Consider the following 23123-nt stretch of genomic DNA (forward strand, 5'->3'; position numbering starts at 1 on the left):
ACGTGACGGCCCGTTGCGCGCTGCGGCATCGCCCTGGCCTTGACCCGGATCAGCCGCGGGGGCGTTGCCGCGTGCGAGAATCCCGCGATGACCAGCGAACACGACACCGCAGGCGCCAACCGGCGCGACCTCGAAGCCGACATCCACACGGATCTGGCCGGCCGCATCACCTACGGCGGCTACCTGCGCCTGGATCAGCTGCTGTCGGCCCAGCAGCCGCTGTCGAACCCGCCGCACCACGACGAGATGCTGTTCATCATCCAGCATCAGACCAGCGAGCTGTGGCTGAAACTGCTGATCCACGAGCTGTCGGCGGCGATCGCGCACCTGCGCAACGACCGCGTCTGGCAGTTCGGCAAGGGTGCGGCGCGCTGCAAGCGGGTGCTGGACCAGCTCACCGCCCAATGGTCGGTGCTGGAGACGCTGACGCCCTCGGAATACATGGAGTTCCGCGACGTGCTGGGGCCTTCGTCCGGGTTCCAGTCGCTGCAGTACCGCACGCTGGAGTTCCTGCTGGGCAACAAGAACGCGGCGATGCTGAAGGTGTTCGCCCACGATGCGGAGGGCTACGCCGCGCTGGAGGCGGTGCTGCGCGCGCCCAGCCTGTACGACGAGTTCCTGCGCTATCTGGCGCGCTGGGGGCACGCGGTGCCGGAGGCGCATCTGGTGCGGGATTTCAGCCAGCCGCATGCGCTCGATCGCGCGCTGCTGCCGGTGTTCGAGCGCATCTATGCCGATACCGCCCGCTACTGGCGCGAATACCAGCTCTGCGAGGATCTGGTGGACCTGGAGACCCAGTTCCAGCTGTGGCGCTTCCGCCACATGCGCACGGTGATGCGGATCATCGGCTTCAAGCGCGGTACCGGGGGCTCCAGCGGCGTGGCCTTCCTCAAGCGTGCGCTGGACCTGAGCTTCTTCCCCGAGCTGTTCGAGGTGCGCACCACGGTCGGCCCCGGCGCGGCCTGAGCCGGCGTTTTGCTGCGACGCAGCAGGGGGCGGGTTTGACGCCGGCGCACCGGCTCGGCCATCCTCGCCCGGTTCCGCGCCCGCCGTGGCCCGGTTCGCATCCTTTGAAACCAATAAACGACCACGAGGGGGACGCCGCATGAGCGGAGCCACAGACACGCCCACCCCGGTGAATCCACCGGAATTCCCGCAGCTGATGGGGCATCCGCGCCCGCTGTGGATGCTGTTCATGTCGGAATTCTGGGAACGCTTCGCGTTCTATGGCATCCGCTGGGCGATGGTGCTGTACATCGTGGCCCAGTTCCACGGCGGCAATGCCGCCGGCGAGAAACCGGCGAGCGAGCTGTACGGCGCCTACCTGGCGCTGGTGTACGCGGGCGCGATCTTCGGCGGCTATGTCGCCGACAAACTGATTGGCTATCAGCGTTCGATCCTGCTGGGCGCGGTGGTGATGTCGGCGGGGCTGTTCCTGCTGGCGGTGCCGGACGAAAACGTGTTCAAGCTCGGCCTGGCCACGATCATCGTGGGCAACGGCCTGTTCAAGCCGATCATCTCGACCATGGTCGGCAAGCTGTACGCGCAGGGCGACGAGCGCCGCGACTCCGGCTTCACCATCTTCTACATGGGGATCAACCTCGGCGCGCTGCTGGCGCCGCTGGTGACCCAGTACCTGGCCAAGAAGATGTTCGGCATCGAGGACATGCCGGCCTACAAGATCGTGTTCATCTCCGCTGGCATCGGCATGCTGCTGAGCCTGGTGTGGTTCTGGTTCGGCCGCCGCCAGCTCAAGGGCATCGGCCTGCCGGCCAGCCACCAGACCGGGTGGCGCAACGTCAGCCTGGTGCTGCTGTTCGGAGTGGTGATCGGTATCCCGCTGTTCTATGCGCTGCTGACCATCGACGCCAATCTGCTGCAGGCGATCCTGATGGCGCTGTTCATCATTCCCGCGGTGATGCTGGTGCGCGAGGGCGTGGTGGAAGGCAAGGTCGCGCGCGACAAGGTGATGGCGATGCTGACCATCTTCGTGTTCAACGTGCTGTTCTGGATGTTCTTCGAGCAGGCCGGCAGTTCGTTCAACTTCCTGGCCGACAAGATCGTCAATCGCGACCTCGGCATGCCGGGCCTGTTCCAGGCGCTGGCCGGCACCGACGACTTCCCGGTGTCCTGGTTCCAGTCGGTGAACTCGGTGGCGATCATCGTGCTGGCGCCGGTCATGGCCTGGCTGTGGGTGAAGATGGGCAAGAACAATCCGATCATCCCGCGCAAGTTCGGCCTCGGCCTGATCTTCAACGGCCTGGCGTTCCTGCTGCTGATGGTGGCCTTGTCCAGCATGCTCGATGCCAACGGCAAGATTCCGTTCTGGACCCTGTTCATGGTGTACGTGATCCAGTCGGTGGGCGAGCTGTGCCTGTCGCCGATCGGGCTGTCGATGACCACCAAGCTGGCGCCGTCGCGCCTGGCGGGCCTGGCGATGGGTTGCTGGTTCCTGTCGATCGCGATCGGCAACAACCTGGCAGGCATCTTCGCCGGCCACGTCAGCGGCGAAGGCGGCATGACCGTGGCCTCGGCGCACGCCGGCTACACCTTCGGCTTCTATGCGCTGGTGGGCGCGGGCGTGCTGCTGTTCCTGATCGCGCCGCTGATCCAGCGCTGGATGCACGGCGTGAAGTAAACACGGGCTGCCGCATCTGCCAGCGGGTGCGGCCTGGTGTTCCGACGGCGGCCTGCGGGCCGCCATCTGCGGTTACGGCGCGCCTCAGCTGGCGTGGTGGGTGGATTCGGCGCGCAGTTCCAGCTCGTCCAGCCGGTCCAGCAGGCGGAACAGCAGGGCGCATTCCTCGGCAGGCAGTTCGCCCAGCACCTGCCGTTCGAACGCCAGTGCCAGCGGCACGATCTGGTCGTAGATGGCATAGCCGGCTTTCGACAGGCGCAGCACCGAGCGGCGGCGGTCGGTGGCGTCGTACTCGCGTTCGATCCGGCCGGACGCCAGCAGCCGCGCCACCGCGCGGCTCACCGCCACTTTATCCATGGCCGTGCGCTGCGCCACCTGATTGGCGGAGAGGTTCGGGGGTGCGGCCGAGGATCGCCATCACCCGCCATTCGGTGACGCCGAGGTCGAACCGCTGCGAGTATTCGCGTGCGATCGCGCCGCTGAGGCGATTGGTCAGCACGCTCAGGCGGTAGGGCAGGAAGCGTTCGAGGACGAGCTGGGCGTGGTCGGCCATGGTGGACGGCAGGGTGCCTTGAAAATGGTTGCAAATGCAACTATAAAATACACTCCCCGGCGTTGAGGATCTCCGTATGAGCGCGCAACCCAATCTTGGCATGCAGCCGACCACCTTCGACAACCCGATGGGCATCCACGGCTTCGAGTTCGTCGAGTTCGCCGCGCCGGCCGGGCAGGGCCCGCGCATGCGCGAGTATCTGGAGAAGCTGGGCTTCACCGCGGTGGCGCGGCACAAGGCGCGGCCGATCACCCTGTTCCGCCAGGGCACCATCAATTTCCTGCTGAACGAATCGACCGATTCGTTCGCCTCCGACTTCGCCGCCCAGCACGGGCCATCCGCCTGCGGCTTCGCGATCCGCTTCCAAAAGCCCACCGCCGAGGTGCTGGCGCACGTGCTGGCCAACGGCGGCGCCAAGGCCGACCACAAGCCGGAGACCGGCGCGGTGGATACGCCCGCGATCAAGGGCATCGGCGACTGCATGCTGTATCTGGTGGATGACGGCCGCGAGGACCTCTATGCAGACTACGAACCGCTGCCGGGCGTGGACCCGCACCCCAAGGGCTTCGGCCTGACCTTCATCGACCACCTCACCCACAACCTGTTTGTGGGCAACATGGCGAAGTGGTCGGACTACTACGAGAAGCTGTTCAACTTCCGCGAGATCCGCTACTTCGACATCAAGGGCGCCAAGACCGGCCTGCTGTCGAAAGCGATGACCGCGCCGGACGGCATCGTCCGCATCCCGCTCAACGAATCCAGCGACGAGAAGAGCCAGATCAACGAATACCTGCGCGAGTACAAGGGCGAAGGCATCCAGCACATCGCCCTGTTCACCGACGACATCTACACCACGGTGGAGCGGATGCGCGCGGCCGGAGTCGCGTTCCTCGACACCCCGGACACCTATTTCGAGGTGATCGACCAGCGCGTGCCCAACCACGGCGAGGACGTGCCGCGCCTGGCCAGGAACAAGATCCTGATCGATGCCGACCCGGAGACCAAGACGCGCAAGCTGCTGCAGATCTTCACCCAGAACGCGTTCGGCCCGATCTTCTTCGAGATCATCCAGCGCAAGGGCAACGAAGGCTTCGGCGAAGGCAACTTCCAGGCCCTGTTCGAGAGCATCGAGCGCGACCAGATGCGCCGCGGGGTGTTGTGACTGGCGGCCGCGCGCCCTGAGCCTGTCGAGGGCGGGAGGCCGTTCATGGTTCGACAGGCTCACCACGAACGGCCACCGCGGCGTGGCGTTCGACAGGCCGACCGGGAGCGGCGAAGCGCATGAGCATCCACAGCAACGGCTATCAGAGCGGTTTCGGCAACGAGTTCGCGAGCGAAGCGGTTCCCGGCACGCTGCCGGTCGGGCGCAATTCGCCGCAGCGGGTGGCGCACGGGCTGTACGCCGAGCAGCTGACCGGCACCGCGTTCACCGCGCCGCGGCATGCCAACCGCCGCAGCTGGCTGTACCGCATCCGTCCGGCGGCGGTGCATGGCCGCTTCGCGCCGCTGTCGCAGCCGGCCTTCCACAATGATTTCGGCAGCGGCCCGGTGACCCCGGAGCAGCTGCGCTGGAATCCGCTGCCGCTGCCGGAGGTGCCCACCGATTTCGTCGCGGGCCTGTTCACCATGGGCGGCAACGGCGGCCCGCAGGCGGGCACCGGCGTCGGCATCCATCTGTACGCGGCCAACCGCGACATGCAGGGGCGCTTTTTCTACGACGCCGACGGCGAGCTGCTGATCGTCCCGCAGCTGGGCCGGCTGCACATCGAGACCGAGCTGGGCGTGCTGGACGTGGAGCCGCAGGAGATCGCGGTGGTCCCGCGCGGCGTGCGCTTCCGCGTCGCGCTGGCGGATGGCACGGCGCGCGGCTACGTGTGCGAGAACTTCGGCGCCCTGCTGCGCCTGCCCGACCTCGGGCCGATCGGCAGCAACGGCCTGGCCAACCCGCGCGACTTCCTCGCCCCGCAGGCGGCGTTCGAGGACGTGGAGGGCGAGTTCGAGCTGATCGCCAAGCTCCAGGGCCACCTATGGCGCGCGCCGATCGACCACTCGCCGCTGGACGTGGTGGGCTGGCACGGCAACTACGCACCCTACAGGTACGATCTGCGCCGCTTCAACACCATCGGCTCGATCAGCTACGACCATCCGGACCCGTCGATCTTCCTGGTGCTGCATTCGCCCAGCGATACCCCGGGCACCAGCAACATGGATTTCGTGATCTTCCCGCCGCGCATCCTGGCCATGCGCGACACCTTCCGCCCGCCGTGGTTCCACCGCAACGTGGCCAGCGAGTTCATGGGCCTGATCCACGGCGCCTACGACGCCAAGGCCGACGGCTTCGTGCCCGGCGGCTGTTCGCTGCACAACTGCATGACCGGGCACGGGCCGGACGCGGCCACTTTCGAGAAGGCCAGCGCCGCCGACACCCGCACGCCGGACTACATCGAAGACACCATGGCCTTCATGTTCGAAACCCGCGCGGTAATCCGCCCCTGCGCGCAGGCGCTTGAGGCCGCGCACCGGCAGCAGGATTACCCGGATTGCTGGCGCGGCCTGGGCAAGCGCTTCCCGGGCTGAGCTTCGGCCTTTAGCCGCTGACCAGCTTCAGCGCCGGCGCGCCGGCGCCGTCGGAGGACGGCACCTGCGACGTGGCGACCACTTGTGCCAGGGCCGGCAGCCACTGCTCCGGCAGCACCTCGCCGAGGCGTATGGCAATGCGTTCGGCGTAGCTGGGTGGCGTCAGTTGCTGCAGCACGCGCAGGCCGTCCAGCAGGGCGGCCAGCAGGGCGTCGTCACCGCTGGCGAGCTGGATGCGCGCCTTGTGTTCCACGGCGTCCGGGTGACGCTGCAGCTGCAGCATGTCGATGAGGTACATCTTGGCCCCGACCAGCGAACGCCGCTGGCGGGCGCTGGCCGCGGCCGGCGTCGCCGCTGCGGAGGCAGAGGGTGCCAGTGGCTGCACGTGCAAGTCCGCTGGCACCGCGACCGCAGGAGCGGGTTTCGCGGTCTCGGCCCGGATCTGCTCGCTGCGCGCCTGCAGGACATCGGTGGTCGCGCGCAGCAGGCCGGTGAGCGCGCCAGCGACGCCTGCACCGGGGCGCATGGGTGCCCTCGGTGCCTCCTCGTCGCGCTGCAGGTAGCCGTCGCGCAGCAGACGATCGATCATGGGCAGGATCTCCGGTCCCAGCAGGCCGGCCAGGGTATCGAGGCTACGCTTGCCGTCGGCGAGGATCAGAATGCGCCGCTCCAGCAAGCTCAGGCCGGCATCGGTACCGGCCTTCAGAGCATTGCGTGCGAGCGGGGTCTTGTTGAGCAGCATGCCAAAGGCTCCAGTCGGCGCCGGGCACACTAGTGGATGCCCATGTCGGCTGCGTGACGCGGGCGGGGCGATCCGGCGGCATGCGGCCGCTATACTGGCCAGATGAGAGCGCAACCCAGGGTGTTCGAGCGCGCGCAGCGCGTGCTCATCGAATTCTTCCGCCTCGAGGCCGCCGGCGGCATCGTCCTGATCGTGGCGGCGGTGCTGGCGATGCTGGCAGCCAACTCGCCGCTGGCGCACGCCTACGAGGCCTTCCGGGATACGCCGCTGGGGCGCGGGGACTGGGGCAAATCGCTGCACTGGTGGGTCAATGATGGCCTGATGGCGATCTTCTTCCTGCTGGTGGCGCTGGAGATCAAGCGCGAGGTGATCTCCGGGCAGCTCTCCAGCCGCGCGCAACTGGCGCTGCCGGTGGTGTGCGCAATCGGCGGGGTGGCGGTGCCGGCGCTGCTGTATGTCGCCCTGAATCACGCCGATGCCGAGGCAATGCGCGGCTGGGCGGTGCCGACGGCCACCGATATCGCCTTCGCGCTGGGCGTGCTGGCGCTGCTGGGGTCGCGGGTGCCGCTGGGGATGAAACTGCTGCTGTCCACCATTGCCGTCGCCGACGATCTGATCGCGATCCTGATCATCGCCCTGTTCTACACCCAGGGCCTGCAGTGGACGGCGCTGGCCGGGGCGGCGGTGGTGGTGCTGGCGATGTGGGGGCTGAACCGCCGCAAGGTGACCCATCTGGCGCCTTATCTCGTGCTCGGGGCGGTGCTGTGGGCGCTGGTGCTGGCTTCGGGCGTGCATGCCACCCTGGCTGGGGTGGTGACCGGGCTGATGATCCCGCACTACGACCGCCGCAACACGATCGACGATGCCAGCGAGCATTCGCCGCTGGAAGCCCTGGAGCATGCGCTGCATCCGTGGGTGGCCTACGCCATCCTGCCGCTGTTCGCGTTCGTCAATGCCGGGCTGTCGCTGGCGGGGTTGCAGGCCAGCGATCTGCTCGCGCCGCTGCCGGCCGGGATCGCGCTGGGGCTGGTGCTGGGCAAGCCGGTCGGGATCGCCGGCGCGGCGGTGCTGATGCGCGCGCTGGGGCTGGCGCGCTTCCCCGAGGGCATGGACCTGCGCGCGATGCTGGGCCTGGGCCTGCTGTGCGGGATCGGCTTCACCATGAGCCTGTTCATCGCCTCGCTGGCGTTCGGCGGGCAGGGGCTGCTCTACACCGAGAGCGTGCTCGGGGTGCTCGGCGCCTCGGTGGTGGCGGCGTTGGCCGGCCTGCTGTGGCTGGCGCTGGTGCTGCCGCGCGCAGCAGGCCGCGCGCTAGGCGCGGCCGCGCAGGCTTGCCGCATTCAGTCGATGCGCAGGCCGGCCAGCTTCTCCAGCGCCTCGGCGTACTTGGCGCGGGTCTTGGCGATCACCTCCGCCGGCAGGCGCGGGCCGGGCGGAGTCTTGTCCCAGTCCAGCGTCTCCAGGTAGTCGCGCACGAACTGCTTGTCGTAGCTCGGCGGGCTGATGCCCACCTGGTACTGCTCCGCCGGCCAGTAGCGCGACGAATCGGGCGTCAGCATCTCGTCCATCACGTAGAGCCTGCCGTCTTCGTCGGTGCCGAACTCGAACTTGGTGTCGGCGAGGATGATGCCGCGCTGCGCCGCATAGTCGCGGGCGAAGCCGTAGATCGCCAAGGTGGCGTCGCGCACCGCCTCCGCCAGTTCGCGGCCGACCAGGCTCACCGCGGCCGCGAAATCGATGTTCTCGTCGTGGTCGCCCACCGCCGCCTTGGTGGACGGGGTGAAGAGGGGCTCGGGCAGCTGCTGCGCTTGCCGGAGTCCTGCGGGCAGGACGATGCCACTGACCGCGCCGGTGCGCTGGTAGTCCTTCCAGCCGCTGCCGATGAGGTAGCCGCGCGCGATGCACTCCACCGGCACCGGCTTGAGCTTCTTCGTCACCACCGCGCGCCTGGCGTACAGCGCCGCGTCCACGCCGGGTGGCAGCACGCTGGCAACGTCGATGCCGGTCAGGTGGTTGGCGATGATGTGGGCGGTCTTGTCGAACCAGAAATTGCTGATCTGGCAGAGCATCTCGCCCTTGCCGGGGATCGGGTCGGGCAGCACCACGTCGAATGCGCTCAGGCGGTCGGTGGCGACCATGAGCAAGTGGCCGTCGCCGAGGTCGAACACGTCGCGGACCTTGCCGCGGTGGATCAGGTTCAGGCCGGGCAGGTCGGACTGGAGCAGGGTGGTGGCCATGGACGCGCGGGCAGGAAAGTGGGGCGCCTAGTGTAAGGCCGGCACTCCCGGCCCGCCCTGTACACTGCGCGGATGCGACGCTGGTACGGACAATTCCTCGGTTTCATCGCCGGCTGGCTGCTGCTGCGGCATCCGGTGGGGGCGCTGATCGGGTGGCTGGTCGGCTACTGGTTCGACCACGATGCGTTCACCCGCCGGCCATCGCCGCGCCCGCCGCCGGCCGGGCCGCCCGGGGATGCCGACGTGGACTGGGCCTACCGGGTGCTTGGCGTGCGCGAGGATGCCAGCGATGCCCAGATCGACCGTGCCTACCGTCGCCTGATCAGCCAGTACCATCCCGACCGCGTGGCCGGCGCCGCGCCTGAGCTGCGCAAGATCGCCGAACAGAAATCGCGCGAGATCAACGCCGCCTACGACCGTATCCAGACCCTGCGCAGGAAGACATGAGCATGCAGCCCACCGTGATCGCCCCGTCCATTCTGTCCGCCAACTTCGCAAGGCTCGGCGAGGAGGTGGACGCCGTCATCAAAGCCGGCGCCGACTGGGTGCATTTCGACGTGATGGACAACCATTACGTGCCCAACCTCACCATCGGCCCACTGGTGTGCGAGGCGCTGCGCAGGCACGGTGTCAGCGCGCCGATCGACGTGCACCTGATGGTGGAGCCGGTGGACCGGATCGTGCCCGACTTCGCCCAGGCCGGGGCCAGCCTGATCAGCTTCCATCCCGAGGCCAGCCGCCACGTGCACCGCACGATCCAGCTGATCAAGGCGCAGGGTTGCCAGGCCGGGCTGGTGCTCAATCCCGCCACCCCGGTGGAGGTGCTGGACTGGGTGCTGGAAGACCTCGACCTGGTGCTGCTGATGTCGGTCAACCCCGGCTTCGGCGGGCAGGCGTTCATCCCCTCGGCGCTGGACAAGCTGCGCCAGGTGCGGGCGCGGATCGACGCCTGCGGCAAGCCGATCCGGCTTGAGATCGACGGCGGCGTGAAGCCGGACAACATCGGCGCGATCGCGGCCGCCGGCGCCGATACCTTCGTCGCCGGCAGCGCCATCTTCGGCCAGCCCGATTACGCCGCCATCATCGCGCGCATGAAGCAGGCGGTGGCGCAGGCGCGCGCACGCTGAGCCGCCGGCCTCAGTCCGCCGCGCCGACCGGGTGGCGCGGCTTCCACATCAGCAATTCCACGCTCTGCAGCGCCTGGCGCCGGCTGCCCGGGTCGTACACCCGCCATTGCAGGGTGCGGGTCTGGTCGGGTGGCCCGAACAGGGCGGCGGCGCGCGCCGCGCATGTCGGCTCCGGCGGCGGTGCGAAAGAGCGCAGGCTGCCGCACAGGGCCACCTTGTTGCCGGCGCGCAGGGCTTCGGGGTCGATCCAGGTCGATTGCGCAAGATCGAAGCCATACAGCGCACGCGGATGGTTGGCGCCGTAGAAGGCAAGGAAATAGGGCAGCGGGAAGCTGCCGGCGGCGTATTCGATCGGCGCGCCATAGGCCTGCCGGTAAAGCGTCTCGACCTGTTCGGCCATCGTCTGCGGCAGCACATAGGGCGGTGGCGCCGGAGTGCGGCGGTAGCGCATCTCCAGCCCGCCCGCCGCCAGCGCCATCAGCACCAGCCAGGCCAGCGCGGCGATCAGCACCCGGCGCGCCATCAGGCCGGTGTCGCGATCGTCCGGCACCCGCTCCGCCAGCGCCCAGCCGGCGAACAGCAGCACCGGGATCAGCCACGGCGGGACCGGCGTCACCCGTTCCAGTAGCGCGCCGGAGAGGGTCAGCACCAGCGCCGCGAGCAGGATGCGCCCGCCCAGGCGCGGCGCGGGCGATGCGCCGGATGGCGGCGCGGACGCGGCGACCGGCAGCCGGGCGCGCGCCAGCGCCCACACCAGTAGCATCAGCCCACAGTAGAGCAGGGCCGAGACCAGCACGGTCAGATGCGCCAGCGCGATATCGGCGGCGCTGCTGGCCTGGTGCACCGAGTGCATGTAGTGCAGGCTGGGCCAGCCGTGCCGGATCGACCACAGCACGTGCGGCAGGAACAGCGCGCCTGCCACCGCGGCCGCCAGCGCGCCGCCGGCCACCAGCATGCGCAGTGGCGGGCGCAGCGCCAGCGCCGCGGGCAGCGCCACCGCTGCCAGCAGCAGCAGCGCCGAGTATTTGGTGAGCAGCGCCGCCCCGGCGAAGGCGCCTGCCAGCGCGAACCAGCGCAGGCGCCGGCCCTGCAGCGCATGCAGCAGGCTCCAGGCGAAGCCGGCGATGAACGGCAGTTGCGCGGTATTGGCGTTGTACTTGTAGCCGCTGTCGGCGCCGTACAGGGTCACCAGGCTGGTCAGTACGACGCCCGCCAGCACCCGGTCCCACGGCAGGCCGCGGCGCATCGCCAGCGCCAGCCACCACAGCGCCAGCACCAGGTTGGCTTCCTCCAGCAAGTAGTAGGCCCAGTCGCGGGTCGGAAACAGATGGAACCAGGCCGCGGTGATCCAGCCGAACAGCGGTGGGTGCTTGTTGTTGCCCCATTGCCATGCCGTGCCCCAGACGTAGTTCTCGACCATGTCCGCATGGTCGAGGGCATGCCGGGTGAGGCTGAAGATCGCCCACCACGTCAGTCCGAACAGCAGCAGGTAGGCCAGGGTCCAGCGTTTGTAGCGGAGGTCGGAAGCGGTGTGCACGGATGCGTCGCGGCGTCCGGGCCCGCGGGCCCGGTGTGGCGTGGGGGATGGCGGCAAGAGTCCCGGCAGGCGCGGAAAGTTCCGTGGCCGGGCCTTGGCGGCGACGGATGGCGGCGCATTCTGGGCCAGGCGCGGGGCGGGGCGCGCCGGGCGGGCATGAAAAAACCGGCGCCGCGAGGGGGCGCGCGGCGCCGGTCGTCACCAAGAGCTGGGCGTCCTGCCCGTCCGCCATCCCTGCGATGGACTCCCATGCTGCATGGCTTCGGTGACGCGAAGATGACGATCGGCGTTTGCCTGCCGGTGTGGGCAGCCGCTAGAGTGCGCGGCATGGAGCGGACCGGCATTTCGACGGGCACTTCCTGCGGGCATGGCGGGCGATGGCGGCGAGGCGATGCCGCCGTGTCCGCCCCTGCCGTATCGTCCAAGGAATCCCCACGTGACCGTCCCCGCTTCGTCCCTGCAAGAACGCTTCGCCCAGGCCGCCGCTGACGGCTACACCCTGGTCCCGGTGGTGCGCGAGGTGCTGTCCGACCTCGACACCCCGCTGTCGGTCTATCTCAAGTTGGCGGACGGCCCGCACACCTACCTGTTCGAGTCGGTGGAAGGCGGCGAACGCTTCGGCCGCTATTCGATCATCGGCCTGCCGGCGCGGCGGGTGTACGAGTTCCGCGGCCACACGCTGAGTGTGCGCGAGCACGGCGAGGTGGTGGACACGCGCGAGGTGGACGACCCGCTGGCCGAGGTCGAGCGCCTGCGCGCGCAGCAGCGGGTGCCGGAGATCCCCGGCCTGCCCGGGTTCACCGGCGGCCTGGTCGGCTGGTTCGGCTTCGAGTGCATCGAATACATCGAGCCGCGCCTGCGCGCCCACCCCAAGCCCGACGAGCTCGGCACGCCCGACATCCTGCTGATGCAGAGCGACGAGCTGGCGGTGTTCGACAACCTCAAGGGCCGGCTGTACCTCATCGTGCACGCCGATCCGCGCCAGCCGCAGGCGTGGGCGCACGCCAGCCGCCGGCTGGATGCGCTCACCCATCGCCTGCGCCACGGCGGCGCGCCGTATCCGGAAGTCCTGCAGCCGGCCGCGCTGGACGAGGCCGATTTCGTCAGCGGCTTCACCCGCGAGGGCTTCATCGATGCGGTCGAGCAGGTGAAGGGCTACATCCGCGCCGGCGATGCGTTCCAGGTGGTGCTCAGCCAGCGCATGCGCGTGCCGTTCCGTGCGCGCCCGGTGGACGTGTACCGCGCGCTGCGCGCGCTGAATCCGTCGCCGTACATGTATTTCCTCGACGTTGGCGGCACCCAGGTGGTCGGCTCCTCGCCAGAGATCCTGGTGCGGCTGCAGGGCGGCAAGGTGACGGTGCGCCCGATCGCCGGCACCCGTCCGCGCGGGCGCACGCCGGAGGAAGACCGGGCGCTGGAGGCCGAGCTGCTGGCCGACCCCAAGGAGCGCGCCGAGCATCTGATGCTGATCGATCTCGGCCGCAACGATGCCGGGCGGGTGTCGCAGCCGGGCAGCGTGGCGGTGCGCGAGCGCTTCGTGATCGAACGCTACAGCCACGTCATGCATATCGTCAGCGAGGTCATCGGGCGCCTGCAGGACGGGCTGAGCTACGCCGACGTGCTGCGCGCCACCTTCCCCGCCGGCACCGTGTCCGGCGCGCCCAAGATCCGCGCGCTGGAGATCATCCGCCAGCTGGAGCCGGTGAAGCGCAACGTGTACGCCGGCGCGATCGGCTACATCGGCTGGCATGGCGACGCCGACACCGCCATCGCCATCCGCACGGCGGTGATCCAGGATGGATACCTGCACGTGCAGGCAGGCGCCGGCATCGTGTACGACTCCGACCCGCAGAAGGAGTGGGAGGAGACCATGAACAAGGGCCGCGCCCTGTTCCGCGCGGTGGCGCAGGCGGCCCGCGGTCTGTAGCGCGCCGCGCCCCGGCATCGTGCCGGATTACAAAGCGTTCATCGTCCCGCAAGCGGCGGGTGAAGCGGACAGGCGCAGTCTGCACCTGCACCGGGGACATCACCCCGGCGAACCGCAAGCCCCGCCGCAACGCTCCCCCGAGGAATCCGCGATGAACACCCTGCGCAAGTCCCTGATCGCCGTCGCCCTGGCCGCCATCGCCGGCGGCGCCCTGGCCGCCACCCCGGCGGCACCGGCCAGGCCGGCCAAGTCCGCCGCCGCCGCGGCCACCGCCGCCAAGCCGGCCACCGGCAAGTCGGTGGCCAAGACCGGCAAGACCGAGGCCAAGCCGGCCGCGCCGGTTGCCCCGGCCAAGAAGTAGGCCGCGCCACCGCGGCGGCCCTCCCTCGCGTCGGCACGCAGCGTCCGCGGCACCCGCGCTCCAGCGCCACCACCGTTCCACCACCCCAGACACATCCGAGGAATCGACCATGAACATCGTCCGCAAGAGCCTGATCGCCGTCGCCTTCACCGCCCTGACCGGCGCCGCCGTGGCCGCCGTGCCCGCGCAATCGGGCCAGAGCAGCCCGGCCTCTGCCCCGGCCGCCAGCAGCACCGCCGGTGCCACCGCCGCCAAGCCGGCGATGCACAAGAAGCATCACCGCAAGCACCACAGGCACGGCAAGGCGCAGGCTGCCGCCCCGGCCACGAGCAGCGACGCCCCGGCCAAGAAGTAAGCCGGTTCCGCGTGCCGGCGGCCGCGCGCCGGAGGATGCCTCCCTCGTCCATGCCGGCTGGTCCGCCCCATGCGCGGAATACCCCGCAGGTTGCTGCCTGCGGGGTATTCTTTTTGAGGATGCTTTTTTGCGGGCGTTTTTTGCCGGGACTTCCGCCGCGGTGGTGTCTGCCCGTGGCGCGCAATGGGCACAAGAGGCACGGACAAGGGAATACGGGAGCTGCGATCCGCCATGCGAATCCTTCTGGTCGAGGACGATGCCCACACCGCCGCCTTCATCGGCAAGGGGCTGCGCGAGGACGGCCACGTGGTGGACCACGCCGCCGACGGCAAGCAGGGCCTGTTCCTGGCCACTACCGAGCCGTTCGACGCGCTGGTGCTGGACCGCATGCTGCCCGGGCTGGACGGGCTGACCCTGCTGCGCACCCTGCGCGGCGCCGGCAATCAGGTGCCGATCCTGATGCTGACCGCGCTGGGCGATACCGATCATCGCGTGGAGGGCCTGCGCGCGGGGGCCGACGACTACCTGGTCAAGCCATTCGCCTACGCCGAGCTGAGTGCGCGCCTGGACGGCATCGTGCGCCGCCACCAGGGCGGCGAGCGCGAGCCCACGAGGCTGCGCGTGGGTGAGCTCGAGCTGGACCTGCTTGCGCGCACCGCGCAGCGGAGGGCCGGCGGATCGAGCTGCAGCCGCGCGAGTTCCGCCTGCTGGAATACCTGATGCGCCACGCCGGCCAGGTGGTGACCCGCACCATGCTGCTGGAGGCGGTGTGGGACTACCACTTCGATCCGCAGACCAATGTCATCGACGTCCACATCAGCCGCCTGCGCCAGAAGATCGACCACGACTTCGCCCGTCCGCTGCTGCATACCGTGCGCGGCGCCGGCTACCGGCTGTCGGAGTGAGCGCGGTGAAGCGCCTGCTGCCGTCCACCAGCGCGCGCCTGGCCCTGCTGGTGATGGGCAGCTTCCTGGCCGCGGTGGTGCTGATCGGCGGCGGACTGTACTACGCGGTCTCCAGCCTGCTGCTGCACGAGGCGCGCGACCTGGTGCGCGCCGATGCCATCACCCTGGTGGACACCTACCGCGAGGGCGGGCGCGCCGGCTTGCTGGCCGAACTGCAGGCGCGCATCCATGGCGACGACGGCGACCCGGATGCGGTGTACGCGCTGGCCGGTGCGGATGGCAGTGCGCTGGTTGGCGAGCGGCCGGATGCCGGGATCCCGGGCCCGCGCGGACGCTGGGTGGAGTTCACCGAGCGGATGCCGGAAACCGGCGATGCGCTGCGGGTGATCGCCTACGAGCAGCGCCTTGCTGGCGGCGAGGTGCTGCTCACCGGGCAGCGCCTGCTGGCCCAGGACCGTCTGCTGGGGCTGATGCAGCAGGCGGTACTGCGCGCCCTGCTGGCGGCGGCCGTGCTGGCCGCGCTGGTGGGCTGGCTGACTTCACGTTGGGTTGCCGGTCGTCTGCGCGGACTGGAAGCGACCGCGGCCCGGGTCAGCGCCGGCCAGCTCGGCCTGCGCGCGCCGCTGGACCATAGCGGCGATGCCTTCGACCAGGTGGCGTCCCGCTTCAACGCCATGCTCGACCGCATCGAGGAGCTGCTGGATGGGGTGCGCCATGCCACCGACCACATCGCGCACGATCTGCGCACCCCGCTGACGCGCCTGCGCAACCGGCTGGAAGACCTGCGCCGGCAGGCGCGCGAACCCGGGCTGCAGGCGCACCTGGACCGCGCGGTGGCGGAGACCGATCAGCTGCTGCAGTCGTTCGCCGCCCTGCTGCGGCTGTCGCGGATCGAGGCGCAGGCGCTGGATGCGGATGCGCCGCAGGTGGCGCTGGCCGAGGTGGTGGAGGATGCGGTGGAGCTGTACGCTCCGATCGGCGCCGAGCGCGGGATCCGGCTGCAGGTGCAGCTGGCGGTGGCGACCGTGCGCGGCGATCGCGACCAGCTGTTCCAGCTGGCGGTGAACCTGCTGGACAACGCGCTGAAGTACGCGCCGGCCGGCAGCGAGGTGGAGGTGCGGCTGGATGCGGTGGCCGCCGGGGTGCGCCTGCAGGTGGGCGACCGCGGCCCCGGCATCCCCGAGGCCGAGCGCGAGCGCGTGTTCGACCGTTTCCAGCGGCTGGAGGCGCACCGCGGCTCGCCCGGCACCGGGCTGGGGCTGAGCCTGGTGCGCGCCATCGTGCGCCACCATGGCGGCCAGGTGCAGTTGCTGGACAACGCCCCCGGGCTGCGCGTGCAGGTGCTGCTGCCGCCCGGCTGAGGCGGCCCGCGGTGCGTTATCCTGCCCGGCCCCGTTGCTTGCCCATGCCCGGGCGTAGGCCGCCATGCTCTTGATGCTCGACAACTACGACAGCTTCACCTACAACCTCGTGCAGTACCTGCAGGAGCTGGGCGCCGAGGTGCGGGTGGAGCGCAACGACGCGCTGACGGTGGACCAGATCGAACGCCTCGCGCCGCAGCGCATCGTCATTTCGCCGGGGCCGTGCACGCCGAACGAAGCGGGGGGTGTCGCTGGCGCTGATCGAGCGGCTGGGGCCGACCATTCCGATCTTCGGCGTCTGCCTGGGCCACCAGGCGATGGGCCAGGCGTATGGCGGCGACGTGGTGCGCGCCGGGCGGATCATGCACGGCAAGACGTCCAGCATCCGCCACGAAGGCAAGGGCGTGTTCGCCGGCCTGCCGGACGGCTTCGAGGCCACCCGCTACCACTCGCTGGTGGTGGACAAGGCGCGCCTGCCGGGCTGCCTGGAAGTCACCGCGTGGACCGAAAACGAAGACGGGTCGATGGAGGAAATCATGGGCCTGCGCCATCGCGAGCATCCGGTGGAGGGGTGCAGTTCCATCCCGAATCCATCCTCACCCAGCATGGGCACGCCATGCTGAAGAACTCCTGGAGCGCTGAGGGATGCCCAGGAAGCCTGCCGATGCCGGGACACAGCAGGCGCTGCGCCTGTTCGTGGTCCTGCTGGGCGGGCGCCATGCGCGCGCCAATACCGAGGTGCACGACGTGGTGTTCGCGGTCGCGCCGGAGATCGGCGCTGCCCATACCCAGCTGCGCGCGCAATGGTTTGGCGCGCCAGAAGGGCTGCACATCGACGCCTGGATGGTGGTGGACGGGGTGGAGGACCGCCAGGTGCGCCTGCGGCCGGAGCCGCCGCCGGCCGATGCGCCGCGGCTGTACTTCGCCAACCTCGGCGGCTACCAGGCCGGCGTGTTCGGCGAGGACCACCGCTACCTGCTGGTGGTGGCATCTGATCTCGCCGAGGCCAAGCGCAAGGCGCTGCAGCAGGCGGCGGCGGACTGGGTGCAGCCGCACCGCGACGCTCTGTTCGAAGTGGACGCCTGCCTGCCGCTGGGGCCGATCGGCGGCCTGCACGTGCACCTGCCGCCCGGCGCGCACGCCGGCATCGAAAGCCACAGCGCCTACATTCCTTTGTCCTGAAACGCGGGATCCCGTCGCCACATGTCGATCACCCCCAGCAAGCCCTGCAGCGCACCATCGAGCACCGCGAAATTTTCTTCGACGAGATGGTGCACCTGATGCGCCAGATCATGCGCGGCGAGGTCAGCCCGGCGATGACCGCGGCGATCCTCACCGGCCTGCGCGTCAAGAAAGAAACGGTGGGCGAGATCGCCGCCGCGGCCACGGTGATGCGCGAGTTCGCGCTGCCGGTGGCGGTCGCGGACAGGACGCATCTGGTGGACATCGTCGGCACCGGTGGCGACGGCGCGCACACCTTCAACATCTCCACCTGCGCGATGTTCGTCGCGGCCGCGGCTGGCGCGCGCGTGGCCAAGCACGGCAACCGCAGCGTGTCCTCGAAATCGGGCAGCGCGGATGCGCTGGAAGCGCTGGGCGCGGTGATCGAGCTCTCGCCTCAACAGGTGGGCCAGGCGATCGCGCAGACCGGCATCGGCTTCATGTTTGCGCCCATCCATCATCCGGCGATGAAGGTGGTGGCGCCGGTGCGGCGCGAAATGGGCGTGCGCACCATCTTCAATATCCTGGGGCCCTCACCAATCCCGCGGGCGCTCCCAGCATCCTGATGGGCGTGTTCCACCCCGATCTGGTCGGCATCCAGGCGCGCGTGCTGCGCGAGCTGGGCGCGCAGCGCGCGCTCGTCGTGTGGGGGCGCGACGGCATGGACGAGATCTCGCTGGGCGCCGCCACACTGGTCGGCGAACTGCGCGACGGGGGGTATGCGAGTACGACATCCATCCCGAAGATTTCGGCATTTCCATGTCCGCCAGCCGCAACCTGCGGGTGGCCGATCCCGCCGAGTCGATCGCAATGCTGCACGCGGTGCTCGACAATCGCCCCGGCCCGGCCGCCGACATCGTGGCGCTCAACGCCGGCGCCGCGCTGTATGCCGCCGGGATCGCGGACGACATCGCCGATGGCCTGGCGCGTGCGCGCGCCGCGATCGCCGACGGCAGCGCCCGCGCGCGCATGCAGCAGTACGTGGCCGCCACCCGTACGCTGGCCGGCCTGTCCTGATTCCCGCCGCCTTTCCGACGCAAGCAAGCACCGTGACCACCATCCTCGACACCATCCTCGCCCGCAAGCACGAAGAAGTGGCCGCACGCCGCGCACAGGTGCCGTTGGCCGAGCTGCGCGCGCGTACGACCGACGCCCCGCCGGCGCGCGGGTTTGCCGACACCATCGACGCGAAGGTCGCAGCCGGCCAGGCGGCGGTGATCGCCGAGGTGAAGAAGGCCAGCCCGAGCAAGGGCGTGATCCGTGCCGACTTCGACCCGGCCGCCATCGCGCGCAGCTACGAAGCCGGCGGTGCGGCCTGTCTGTCGGTGCTGACCGACGTCGGGTTCTTCCAGGGCAGCGATGCCTACCTGCAGCAGGCGCGTGCCGCCTGCGCGCTGCCGGTGCTGCGCAAGGACTTCGTGGTCGATGCCTACCAGCTCTATGAAGCGCGCGCGCTGGGTGCGGACTGCGTGCTGCTGATCGCCGCCGCACTCGACGATGGCCGGCTATCGGAGTTCGGCTTCCTCGCCGCCGAGCTGGGCCTGGACGTGCTGCTGGAAGTGCACGGCCTGGACGAGCTGGAGCGCGCGCTGCCGGTGCCGGCGCGCCTGCTGGGGATCAACAACCGCAACCTGAAGACCTTCGAGGTCTCGCTGCAGACCACACTCGACATGAAGCCGGCGGTACCGGCGGACCGCGTGTTGGTGACTGAAAGCGGCCTCCACACGCCGGACGACGTGGCGCGGATGCGCGCGGCCGGCGTGCATGCCTTCCTGGTCGGCGAGGCCTTCATGCGCCAGCCCGATCCGGGCGCGGCGCTCAGGGCACTGTTCGCATGACGGCGAGGTGTCCACCGCCGGGGGACGAGGCGCCGCTGGTGGTGTTCGACTTCGACCACACCCTGTACGACGGGGATTCCGGCAGCCACCTGTTCCTGTGGCGATCCGGCGCGCATGGTGGCGGCGTCTGCTGGCGCTGCTGCTGGCGCCTTTCGCAGGTCCGCTGGTGGCGTTCCTGCCCACCCGCCGCGCCGGTATCTCGGCCTTCGTCTGGGCGGGTACCGTAGGCGTGCGCGGGCGCGCCGCGCTGGATGCGCTGATCGACCGTTACGTGGCGTTGCATGCGGACGCGATCCGGGCGCGGCTGCTGCCGGTCGCGCTGGACGTATTCCAGCAGCACCGCGTGCGCGGGGATCGCGTGGTGGTCGCCACCGGCGCGCCGCCGGAGCTGGCGCGCGCGATCCTGGCGCTGGCCGGGCATGGCGACGTGCCGGTAATCGGCACCCTGCTGGCGCCGCGCCTGGGCGGGATGGGCGCGCGGCGCCACTGCCACCACACAATCAAGATGGCGATGCTGCGCGAGGCAGGGTATGCCGGTCCGATCGCGCAGGCGTATTCCGACAGCAGCGCCGACCTGCCGCTGCTGCAGGCGGCGGCGAAGCCGGTGGTGGTGAATCCGAAGGCGGGCCGGGTGGCGCTGTTCCGGCGCGTGCTGCCGCCGGGCACGCCGATCCTCAACTGGGGCTGCCCGGGCCGTGGCGGCGAAGCCGTCGCCTGAGGCGTCGGCTCAGGCCGAGCCCAGCGGCTTGACGAAGCGCACCGAGCTGTCGCTGTAGCCGCAGGCGCGGTAGAACGCATGCGCCTCGCTGCGCTGGGCGCCGGAGGTCAATTCGATCCGGGCCGCGCCGCCGGCGCGCGCGCGGCGTTCGGCTTCCTTCAGCAGGGCGCGGCCCAGGCCCTGTCCCTGCGCGCCGTTGCTCACCACCAGCGCGGTGACGCGGCAGGTGGTGGTGCCCAGCGGCAGGTAGTACATGAAGTCCAGTGCCACCAGCCCGCACACCGCGCCGTTGCGGCGCGCCAGCACCAGCGCCTGGCGGTCGTTGGCGAGGATCGCGCTGATCCGCTCCGAGGCGTCTGCGATGTCGCAGGGATAGCCCAGCTCCACCAGCAGCCGGGCGACGTCGTCGGCGTCGCCCAGTACGGCCGTGCGCAGATCCACATCGAGCGCGCCGGGGCCGGGGGGAGAAGGCATGGCTCATGCGCGCGTCGCTCCGTCGGCCTAGCGGGTGCCGTACACCACCACGGTCTTGCCGCGCGCGTGCAGCTTGCCGTCCGCCTGCAGTTTCTTCAGGACCCGCCCGGCCATCTCGCGCGAACAACCTACCAGCCGCGCCAGCTCCTGGCGCGAGACGCGCAGCTGGGTGCCCAGCGGATGGCTCATCGCGTCCGGCTCGCGGGCGAGGTCGAACAGGGTGCGGTAGATGCGGTCGGAGACGTCCAGGAAGGCGAGCCGGCCGGCCTTGCGGCTGGTGTCCAGCAGGCGCTGGCTGATCTGCGCGCCGATCGAATAGAGCAGCCGGGTGGCGTCGTTGGCCTGCGCCGCCAGCAGCGCCTGCAGGCGCTCATGGCTGATCTCGGCCAGATCGCAGGGGGTGCGGGTGCGCAGGGCCACGCCGCGCTGCTCGGTGTGCACGAACAGGCCCATCTCGCCGACGAACTCGCCCGGGCCGATGTAGCCGAGCACCAGTTCGCGCTCGTCGTTCTCGCGCGCGATGATGCTGACCGAGCCGGAAATGATGTAGTACAGGGTGCCCGCCGGGTCGCCCGGGTGGAACACTTCCGCCCGCGCCGGGTACTTGCGCCGGTGGCAGTTGGCGATGAACCGCTCGATGGTGCCGGCATCCGCCAGCAGCGGGCTGGCGGGGGCGTCTTGGCGGGCTTCGGGAAGGTGCTGCTCATACGGTGGGCGCCTGTGAATGCGCAAGCTTAGGCGCAATCGGCGCGAAGGGGCAAATCCCGCCGCCGCCGGCCGGGCCGTCACGCGGCGGCCGCCCTTTTGCCGCATAATCGCGCCCCTGTCCCGTTTCTGCCGGATCCAATGCTGTGGTCAAGCCGTTGCCGCGTCTGAAGCTCCAGGGCTTCAACAACCTCACCAAGTCGCTGTCCTTCAACATCTACGACGTGTGCTACGCGGCGTCGGAGGACGAGCGCCGGCGCTACATCGAGTACATCGACGAGGAATACAACGCCGACCGCCTGACCCAGATCCTGACCGATGTGGCGGAGATCATCGGCGCGAACATCCTCAACATCGCGCGTCAGGACTACGACCCGCAGGGCGCCTCGGTCACCATCCTGATCTCCGAGCAGCCGGTGATCGACAAGGCCGACGCCAAGGGCGTGATCTCGGATGCGGTGGTTGCACACCTGGACAAGTCGCACATCACCGTGCACACCTACCCGGAGACCCACCCGGACAACGGCATCGCCACCTTCCGCGCCGACATCGACGTGTCCACCTGCGGCGTGATCTCGCCGCTGAAGGCACTGAATTACCTGATCGAGAGCTTCGAGTCCGACATCGTGGTGATGGACTACCGCGTGCGCGGCTTCACCCGCGACATCAAGGGCAAGAAGTACTACATCGACCACAAGATCAACTCGATCCAGGACTACCTGGCCAAGAACGTCAAGTCGCGCTACGAGATGATCGACGTGAACGTGTACCAGGAGAACCTGTTCCACACCAAGATGCACCTGAAGGAGTTCGACCTCGACCAGTACCTGTTCGAGGAAAAGGCGCGCAACCTGTCGTTCAAGGAACGCATGAAGATCGAGGCGCGGCTCAAGCGCGAGATCGAGGAGCTCTACCACGGCCGCAACCTGGTCGATTGAGCGTGGGCGCTGTGGTCATGCGCAAGCCGGCGCAAGCCGGCTTGCTGCGTTTCGGGGTCGGGAATGCCGCAGGTCGCTGCGCAAGGCCCTGGCGCGCGGCCCGGCACGGGCCGGTCAGATCCGGTACGCCACCGCCTTCATCACCTTCGACATCCCCGCCATCAGTGTCGGGATTGAGCTGCGGCAGGGCGCGCGCGCCGGCGGCCAGCGCGTTGTCGGCGTGGCGGGCTTCGTCGTCTTTCATCACTGCCAGGATCGCGCGGCTGCGGTCGTCGCCCTCCGGCAGCGAGGCCAGGTGCTCCGCCAGGTGCGCTTCGACCTGGCGCTCGGTCTCGACCACGAAACCCAGGTTCCAGCCATCGCCGCGCAGCCCCGCGGCGGCGCCGATCGCCCAGCTACCGGCGTACCACAGCGGGTTGAACAGGCTGGGGCGGCTGTCCAGCTCGCGCAGGCGGTCCGCGCACCACGCCAGGTGGTCGGTCTCCTCCTGCGCCGCCTCCAGCAGGTGGGCGCGGGTGGCGGGTTCGCGCGCCACCGCGGCCTGGCCGATATACAGCGCCTGCGCGCAGACCTCGCCGGTGTGGTTGACCCGCATCAGCCCGGCGGCATGCCGGCGCTCGGGTTCGTCCAGCACCACTTCGGGCTCGCCCAGGCCGGGGTTGGCACGCGCGGCGCGCGGCGCGCCCAGCACGGTGGACAGGGCGTTCTGGGCCGAATCCAGCAGGCGGTCCAGCGGGCTCAGGTGGCGAAATGGCGACGGGCCGGCATTCATGCCCGCATTCTAGGATGGCGGGGCCGGGCGGTGGGCGGGCTTGCGCAGCGCCGGCCGGGCCGCTAAACTTCCGCTTCTTTCGCGTCCGGGTGCTGGTTGCCTGCGCGGAAAACAACGCGAGGCGCCCTTCGGCCATG

General features: G+C 69.7%; 20 protein-coding genes and 6 pseudogenes. 19 read left to right on the plus strand and 7 right to left on the minus strand.

From position 1 onward, the window contains the following. Nucleotides 1-87 precede the first annotated feature (87 nt). Nucleotides 88-966, plus strand: coding sequence for a tryptophan 2,3-dioxygenase family protein (locus LJB71_RS02720; protein WP_259302999.1), 879 nt, complete (start codon nt 88-90; stop codon nt 964-966). 139 nt (nt 967-1105) lie between these two features. Then, complete coding sequence (locus LJB71_RS02725; RefSeq protein WP_259303000.1) at nt 1106-2638, plus strand: oligopeptide:H+ symporter; 1533 nt, start codon at nt 1106-1108, stop codon at nt 2636-2638. Between the two features lie 84 nt (nt 2639-2722). Here the strand turns inward: LJB71_RS02725 and LJB71_RS02730 are convergent. Continuing rightward, nucleotides 2723-3191 (minus strand): annotated as a pseudogene (locus tag LJB71_RS02730) (MarR family transcriptional regulator). Nucleotides 3192-3267: 76 nt separating this feature from the next. On the opposite strand from LJB71_RS02730, the gene hppD reads away from it, so the two are divergent. Both hppD and hmgA read left to right on the plus strand, forming a co-directional pair. Then, nucleotides 3268-4353, plus strand: a complete 1086-nt coding sequence (hppD, locus tag LJB71_RS02735; RefSeq protein ID WP_259303001.1) for a 4-hydroxyphenylpyruvate dioxygenase — start codon at nt 3268-3270, stop codon at nt 4351-4353. Between the two features lie 119 nt (nt 4354-4472). After that, complete coding sequence (hmgA, locus tag LJB71_RS02740; RefSeq protein ID WP_259303002.1) at nt 4473-5768, plus strand: homogentisate 1,2-dioxygenase; 1296 nt, start codon at nt 4473-4475, stop codon at nt 5766-5768. A gap of 10 nt (nt 5769-5778) precedes the next feature. Here hmgA and LJB71_RS02745 read toward each other — a convergent pair whose 3' ends face one another. Continuing rightward, the gene (locus LJB71_RS02745) at nt 5779-6510 is read right to left on the minus strand and encodes a hypothetical protein (RefSeq protein WP_259303003.1); all 732 of its coding nucleotides are present in this window, start codon (nt 6508-6510) and stop codon (nt 5779-5781) included. A 102-nt stretch (nt 6511-6612) separates the two neighbouring features. Between LJB71_RS02745 and nhaA the strand changes: the two are divergent. Beyond that, nucleotides 6613-7794 (plus strand): annotated as a pseudogene (nhaA, locus tag LJB71_RS02750) (Na+/H+ antiporter NhaA); the annotation flags it as partial. Between the two features lie 56 nt (nt 7795-7850). Here nhaA and LJB71_RS02755 read toward each other — a convergent pair. Next, nucleotides 7851-8747, minus strand: a complete 897-nt coding sequence (locus LJB71_RS02755; RefSeq protein ID WP_259303004.1) for a phosphoribosylaminoimidazolesuccinocarboxamide synthase — start codon at nt 8745-8747, stop codon at nt 7851-7853. 72 nt (nt 8748-8819) lie between these two features. On the opposite strand from LJB71_RS02755, the gene LJB71_RS02760 reads away from it, so the two are divergent. Both LJB71_RS02760 and rpe read left to right on the plus strand, forming a co-directional pair. Continuing rightward, the gene (locus tag LJB71_RS02760) at nt 8820-9194 is read left to right on the plus strand and encodes a DnaJ domain-containing protein (protein WP_259303005.1); all 375 of its coding nucleotides are present in this window, start codon (nt 8820-8822) and stop codon (nt 9192-9194) included. A 2-nt stretch (nt 9195-9196) separates the two neighbouring features. Continuing rightward, nucleotides 9197-9874 (plus strand): ribulose-phosphate 3-epimerase, encoded by a 678-nt coding sequence (gene rpe, locus LJB71_RS02765; RefSeq protein WP_259304716.1) that lies wholly within the window; start codon nt 9197-9199, stop codon nt 9872-9874. A gap of 10 nt (nt 9875-9884) precedes the next feature. On the opposite strand, the gene LJB71_RS02770 is transcribed toward rpe, so the two are convergent. After that, nucleotides 9885-11411, minus strand: coding sequence for a glycosyltransferase family 39 protein (locus tag LJB71_RS02770; RefSeq protein ID WP_259303006.1), 1527 nt, complete (start codon nt 11409-11411; stop codon nt 9885-9887). 457 nt (nt 11412-11868) lie between these two features. On the opposite strand from LJB71_RS02770, the gene trpE reads away from it, so the two are divergent. The 11 genes and pseudogenes from trpE to LJB71_RS02820 all read left to right on the plus strand — a co-directional run bounded on the left by trpE (nt 11869) and on the right by LJB71_RS02820 (nt 20097). Continuing rightward, nucleotides 11869-13338 (plus strand): anthranilate synthase component I, encoded by a 1470-nt coding sequence (trpE, locus tag LJB71_RS02775; protein ID WP_259304717.1) that lies wholly within the window; start codon nt 11869-11871, stop codon nt 13336-13338. Between the two features lie 151 nt (nt 13339-13489). Next, nucleotides 13490-13699 (plus strand): hypothetical protein, encoded by a 210-nt coding sequence (locus LJB71_RS02780; RefSeq protein WP_259303007.1) that lies wholly within the window; start codon nt 13490-13492, stop codon nt 13697-13699. A gap of 109 nt (nt 13700-13808) precedes the next feature. Continuing rightward, nucleotides 13809-14054 (plus strand): hypothetical protein, encoded by a 246-nt coding sequence (locus LJB71_RS02785; protein WP_259303008.1) that lies wholly within the window; start codon nt 13809-13811, stop codon nt 14052-14054. A 231-nt stretch (nt 14055-14285) separates the two neighbouring features. Continuing rightward, nucleotides 14286-14774: a response regulator gene (locus LJB71_RS02790; RefSeq protein ID WP_310649377.1), complete on the plus strand. Its 489-nt coding sequence runs from the start codon at nt 14286-14288 to the stop codon at nt 14772-14774. Further along, nucleotides 14774-14959, plus strand: coding sequence for a winged helix-turn-helix domain-containing protein (locus LJB71_RS14480; protein WP_310649378.1), 186 nt, complete (start codon nt 14774-14776; stop codon nt 14957-14959). Before LJB71_RS02790 ends, LJB71_RS14480 begins: the two co-directional genes overlap by 1 nt. Next, on the plus strand, nt 14956-16320 hold the full coding sequence (locus LJB71_RS02795; protein WP_259303009.1) for a HAMP domain-containing sensor histidine kinase: 1365 nt from the start codon (nt 14956-14958) through the stop codon (nt 16318-16320). The genes LJB71_RS14480 and LJB71_RS02795 overlap by 4 nt, the downstream gene beginning before the upstream one ends. 64 nt (nt 16321-16384) lie before the next feature. Beyond that, nucleotides 16385-16948: pseudogene (locus tag LJB71_RS02800) on the plus strand (aminodeoxychorismate/anthranilate synthase component II); the annotation flags it as partial. Nucleotides 16949-16965: 17 nt separating this feature from the next. After that, nucleotides 16966-17502, plus strand: coding sequence for a DUF1543 domain-containing protein (locus LJB71_RS02805; protein WP_259303010.1), 537 nt, complete (start codon nt 16966-16968; stop codon nt 17500-17502). An 8-nt stretch (nt 17503-17510) separates the two neighbouring features. Then, a pseudogene (gene trpD / locus LJB71_RS02810) lies at nt 17511-18558 on the plus strand (anthranilate phosphoribosyltransferase). A 32-nt stretch (nt 18559-18590) separates the two neighbouring features. Next, nucleotides 18591-19379, plus strand: coding sequence for an indole-3-glycerol phosphate synthase TrpC (gene trpC, locus LJB71_RS02815; RefSeq protein WP_259304718.1), 789 nt, complete (start codon nt 18591-18593; stop codon nt 19377-19379). Next, nucleotides 19376-20097, plus strand: a pseudogene (locus LJB71_RS02820) (haloacid dehalogenase-like hydrolase). The gene trpC and the pseudogene LJB71_RS02820 overlap by 4 nt, the downstream one beginning before the upstream one ends. 9 nt (nt 20098-20106) lie before the next feature. Here LJB71_RS02820 and LJB71_RS02825 read toward each other — a convergent pair. Continuing rightward, nucleotides 20107-20571, minus strand: coding sequence for a GNAT family N-acetyltransferase (locus tag LJB71_RS02825; protein WP_259303011.1), 465 nt, complete (start codon nt 20569-20571; stop codon nt 20107-20109). Nucleotides 20572-20598: 27 nt separating this feature from the next. Further along, nucleotides 20599-21231, minus strand: coding sequence for a cAMP-activated global transcriptional regulator CRP (gene crp, locus LJB71_RS02830; RefSeq protein ID WP_259304719.1), 633 nt, complete (start codon nt 21229-21231; stop codon nt 20599-20601). A 191-nt stretch (nt 21232-21422) separates the two neighbouring features. Here crp and speD point away from each other — a divergent pair, with 191 nt between their 5' ends. Further along, complete coding sequence (gene speD / locus LJB71_RS02835; RefSeq protein ID WP_259303012.1) at nt 21423-22214, plus strand: adenosylmethionine decarboxylase; 792 nt, start codon at nt 21423-21425, stop codon at nt 22212-22214. A 114-nt stretch (nt 22215-22328) separates the two neighbouring features. Here speD and coq7 read toward each other — a convergent pair. Further along, nucleotides 22329-22986: pseudogene (gene coq7 / locus LJB71_RS02840) on the minus strand (2-polyprenyl-3-methyl-6-methoxy-1,4-benzoquinone monooxygenase). Nucleotides 22987-23123 lie beyond the last annotated feature (137 nt).

This window comes from Thermomonas sp. S9 (genome assembly GCF_024704365.1).
Classification (GTDB): Bacteria; Pseudomonadota; Gammaproteobacteria; order Xanthomonadales; family Xanthomonadaceae; genus Thermomonas.

What these genes read in the sequence shown, in the direction of transcription:
- LJB71_RS02745 (WP_259303003.1), bottom strand. Translation starts at nt 6,510, where the DNA reads ATGCTGCTCAACAAGACCCCGCTCGCACGCAATGCTCTGAAGGCCGGT.
- LJB71_RS02720 (WP_259302999.1), top strand. Translation starts at nt 88, where the DNA reads ATGACCAGCGAACACGACACCGCAGGCGCCAACCGGCGCGACCTCGAA.
- rpe (WP_259304716.1), top strand. Translation starts at nt 9,197, where the DNA reads ATGCAGCCCACCGTGATCGCCCCGTCCATTCTGTCCGCCAACTTCGCA.
- LJB71_RS02760 (WP_259303005.1), top strand. Translation starts at nt 8,820, where the DNA reads ATGCGACGCTGGTACGGACAATTCCTCGGTTTCATCGCCGGCTGGCTG.
- LJB71_RS02725 (WP_259303000.1), top strand. Translation starts at nt 1,106, where the DNA reads ATGAGCGGAGCCACAGACACGCCCACCCCGGTGAATCCACCGGAATTC.
- LJB71_RS02785 (WP_259303008.1), top strand. Translation starts at nt 13,809, where the DNA reads ATGAACATCGTCCGCAAGAGCCTGATCGCCGTCGCCTTCACCGCCCTG.
- LJB71_RS02825 (WP_259303011.1), bottom strand. Translation starts at nt 20,571, where the DNA reads ATGCCTTCTCCCCCCGGCCCCGGCGCGCTCGATGTGGATCTGCGCACG.
- hppD (WP_259303001.1), top strand. Translation starts at nt 3,268, where the DNA reads ATGAGCGCGCAACCCAATCTTGGCATGCAGCCGACCACCTTCGACAAC.
- LJB71_RS02805 (WP_259303010.1), top strand. Translation starts at nt 16,966, where the DNA reads ATGCCCAGGAAGCCTGCCGATGCCGGGACACAGCAGGCGCTGCGCCTG.
- LJB71_RS02780 (WP_259303007.1), top strand. Translation starts at nt 13,490, where the DNA reads ATGAACACCCTGCGCAAGTCCCTGATCGCCGTCGCCCTGGCCGCCATC.
- LJB71_RS02755 (WP_259303004.1), bottom strand. Translation starts at nt 8,747, where the DNA reads ATGGCCACCACCCTGCTCCAGTCCGACCTGCCCGGCCTGAACCTGATC.
- LJB71_RS14480 (WP_310649378.1), top strand. Translation starts at nt 14,774, where the DNA reads ATGCGCCACGCCGGCCAGGTGGTGACCCGCACCATGCTGCTGGAGGCG.
- LJB71_RS02790 (WP_310649377.1), top strand. Translation starts at nt 14,286, where the DNA reads ATGCGAATCCTTCTGGTCGAGGACGATGCCCACACCGCCGCCTTCATC.
- hmgA (WP_259303002.1), top strand. Translation starts at nt 4,473, where the DNA reads ATGAGCATCCACAGCAACGGCTATCAGAGCGGTTTCGGCAACGAGTTC.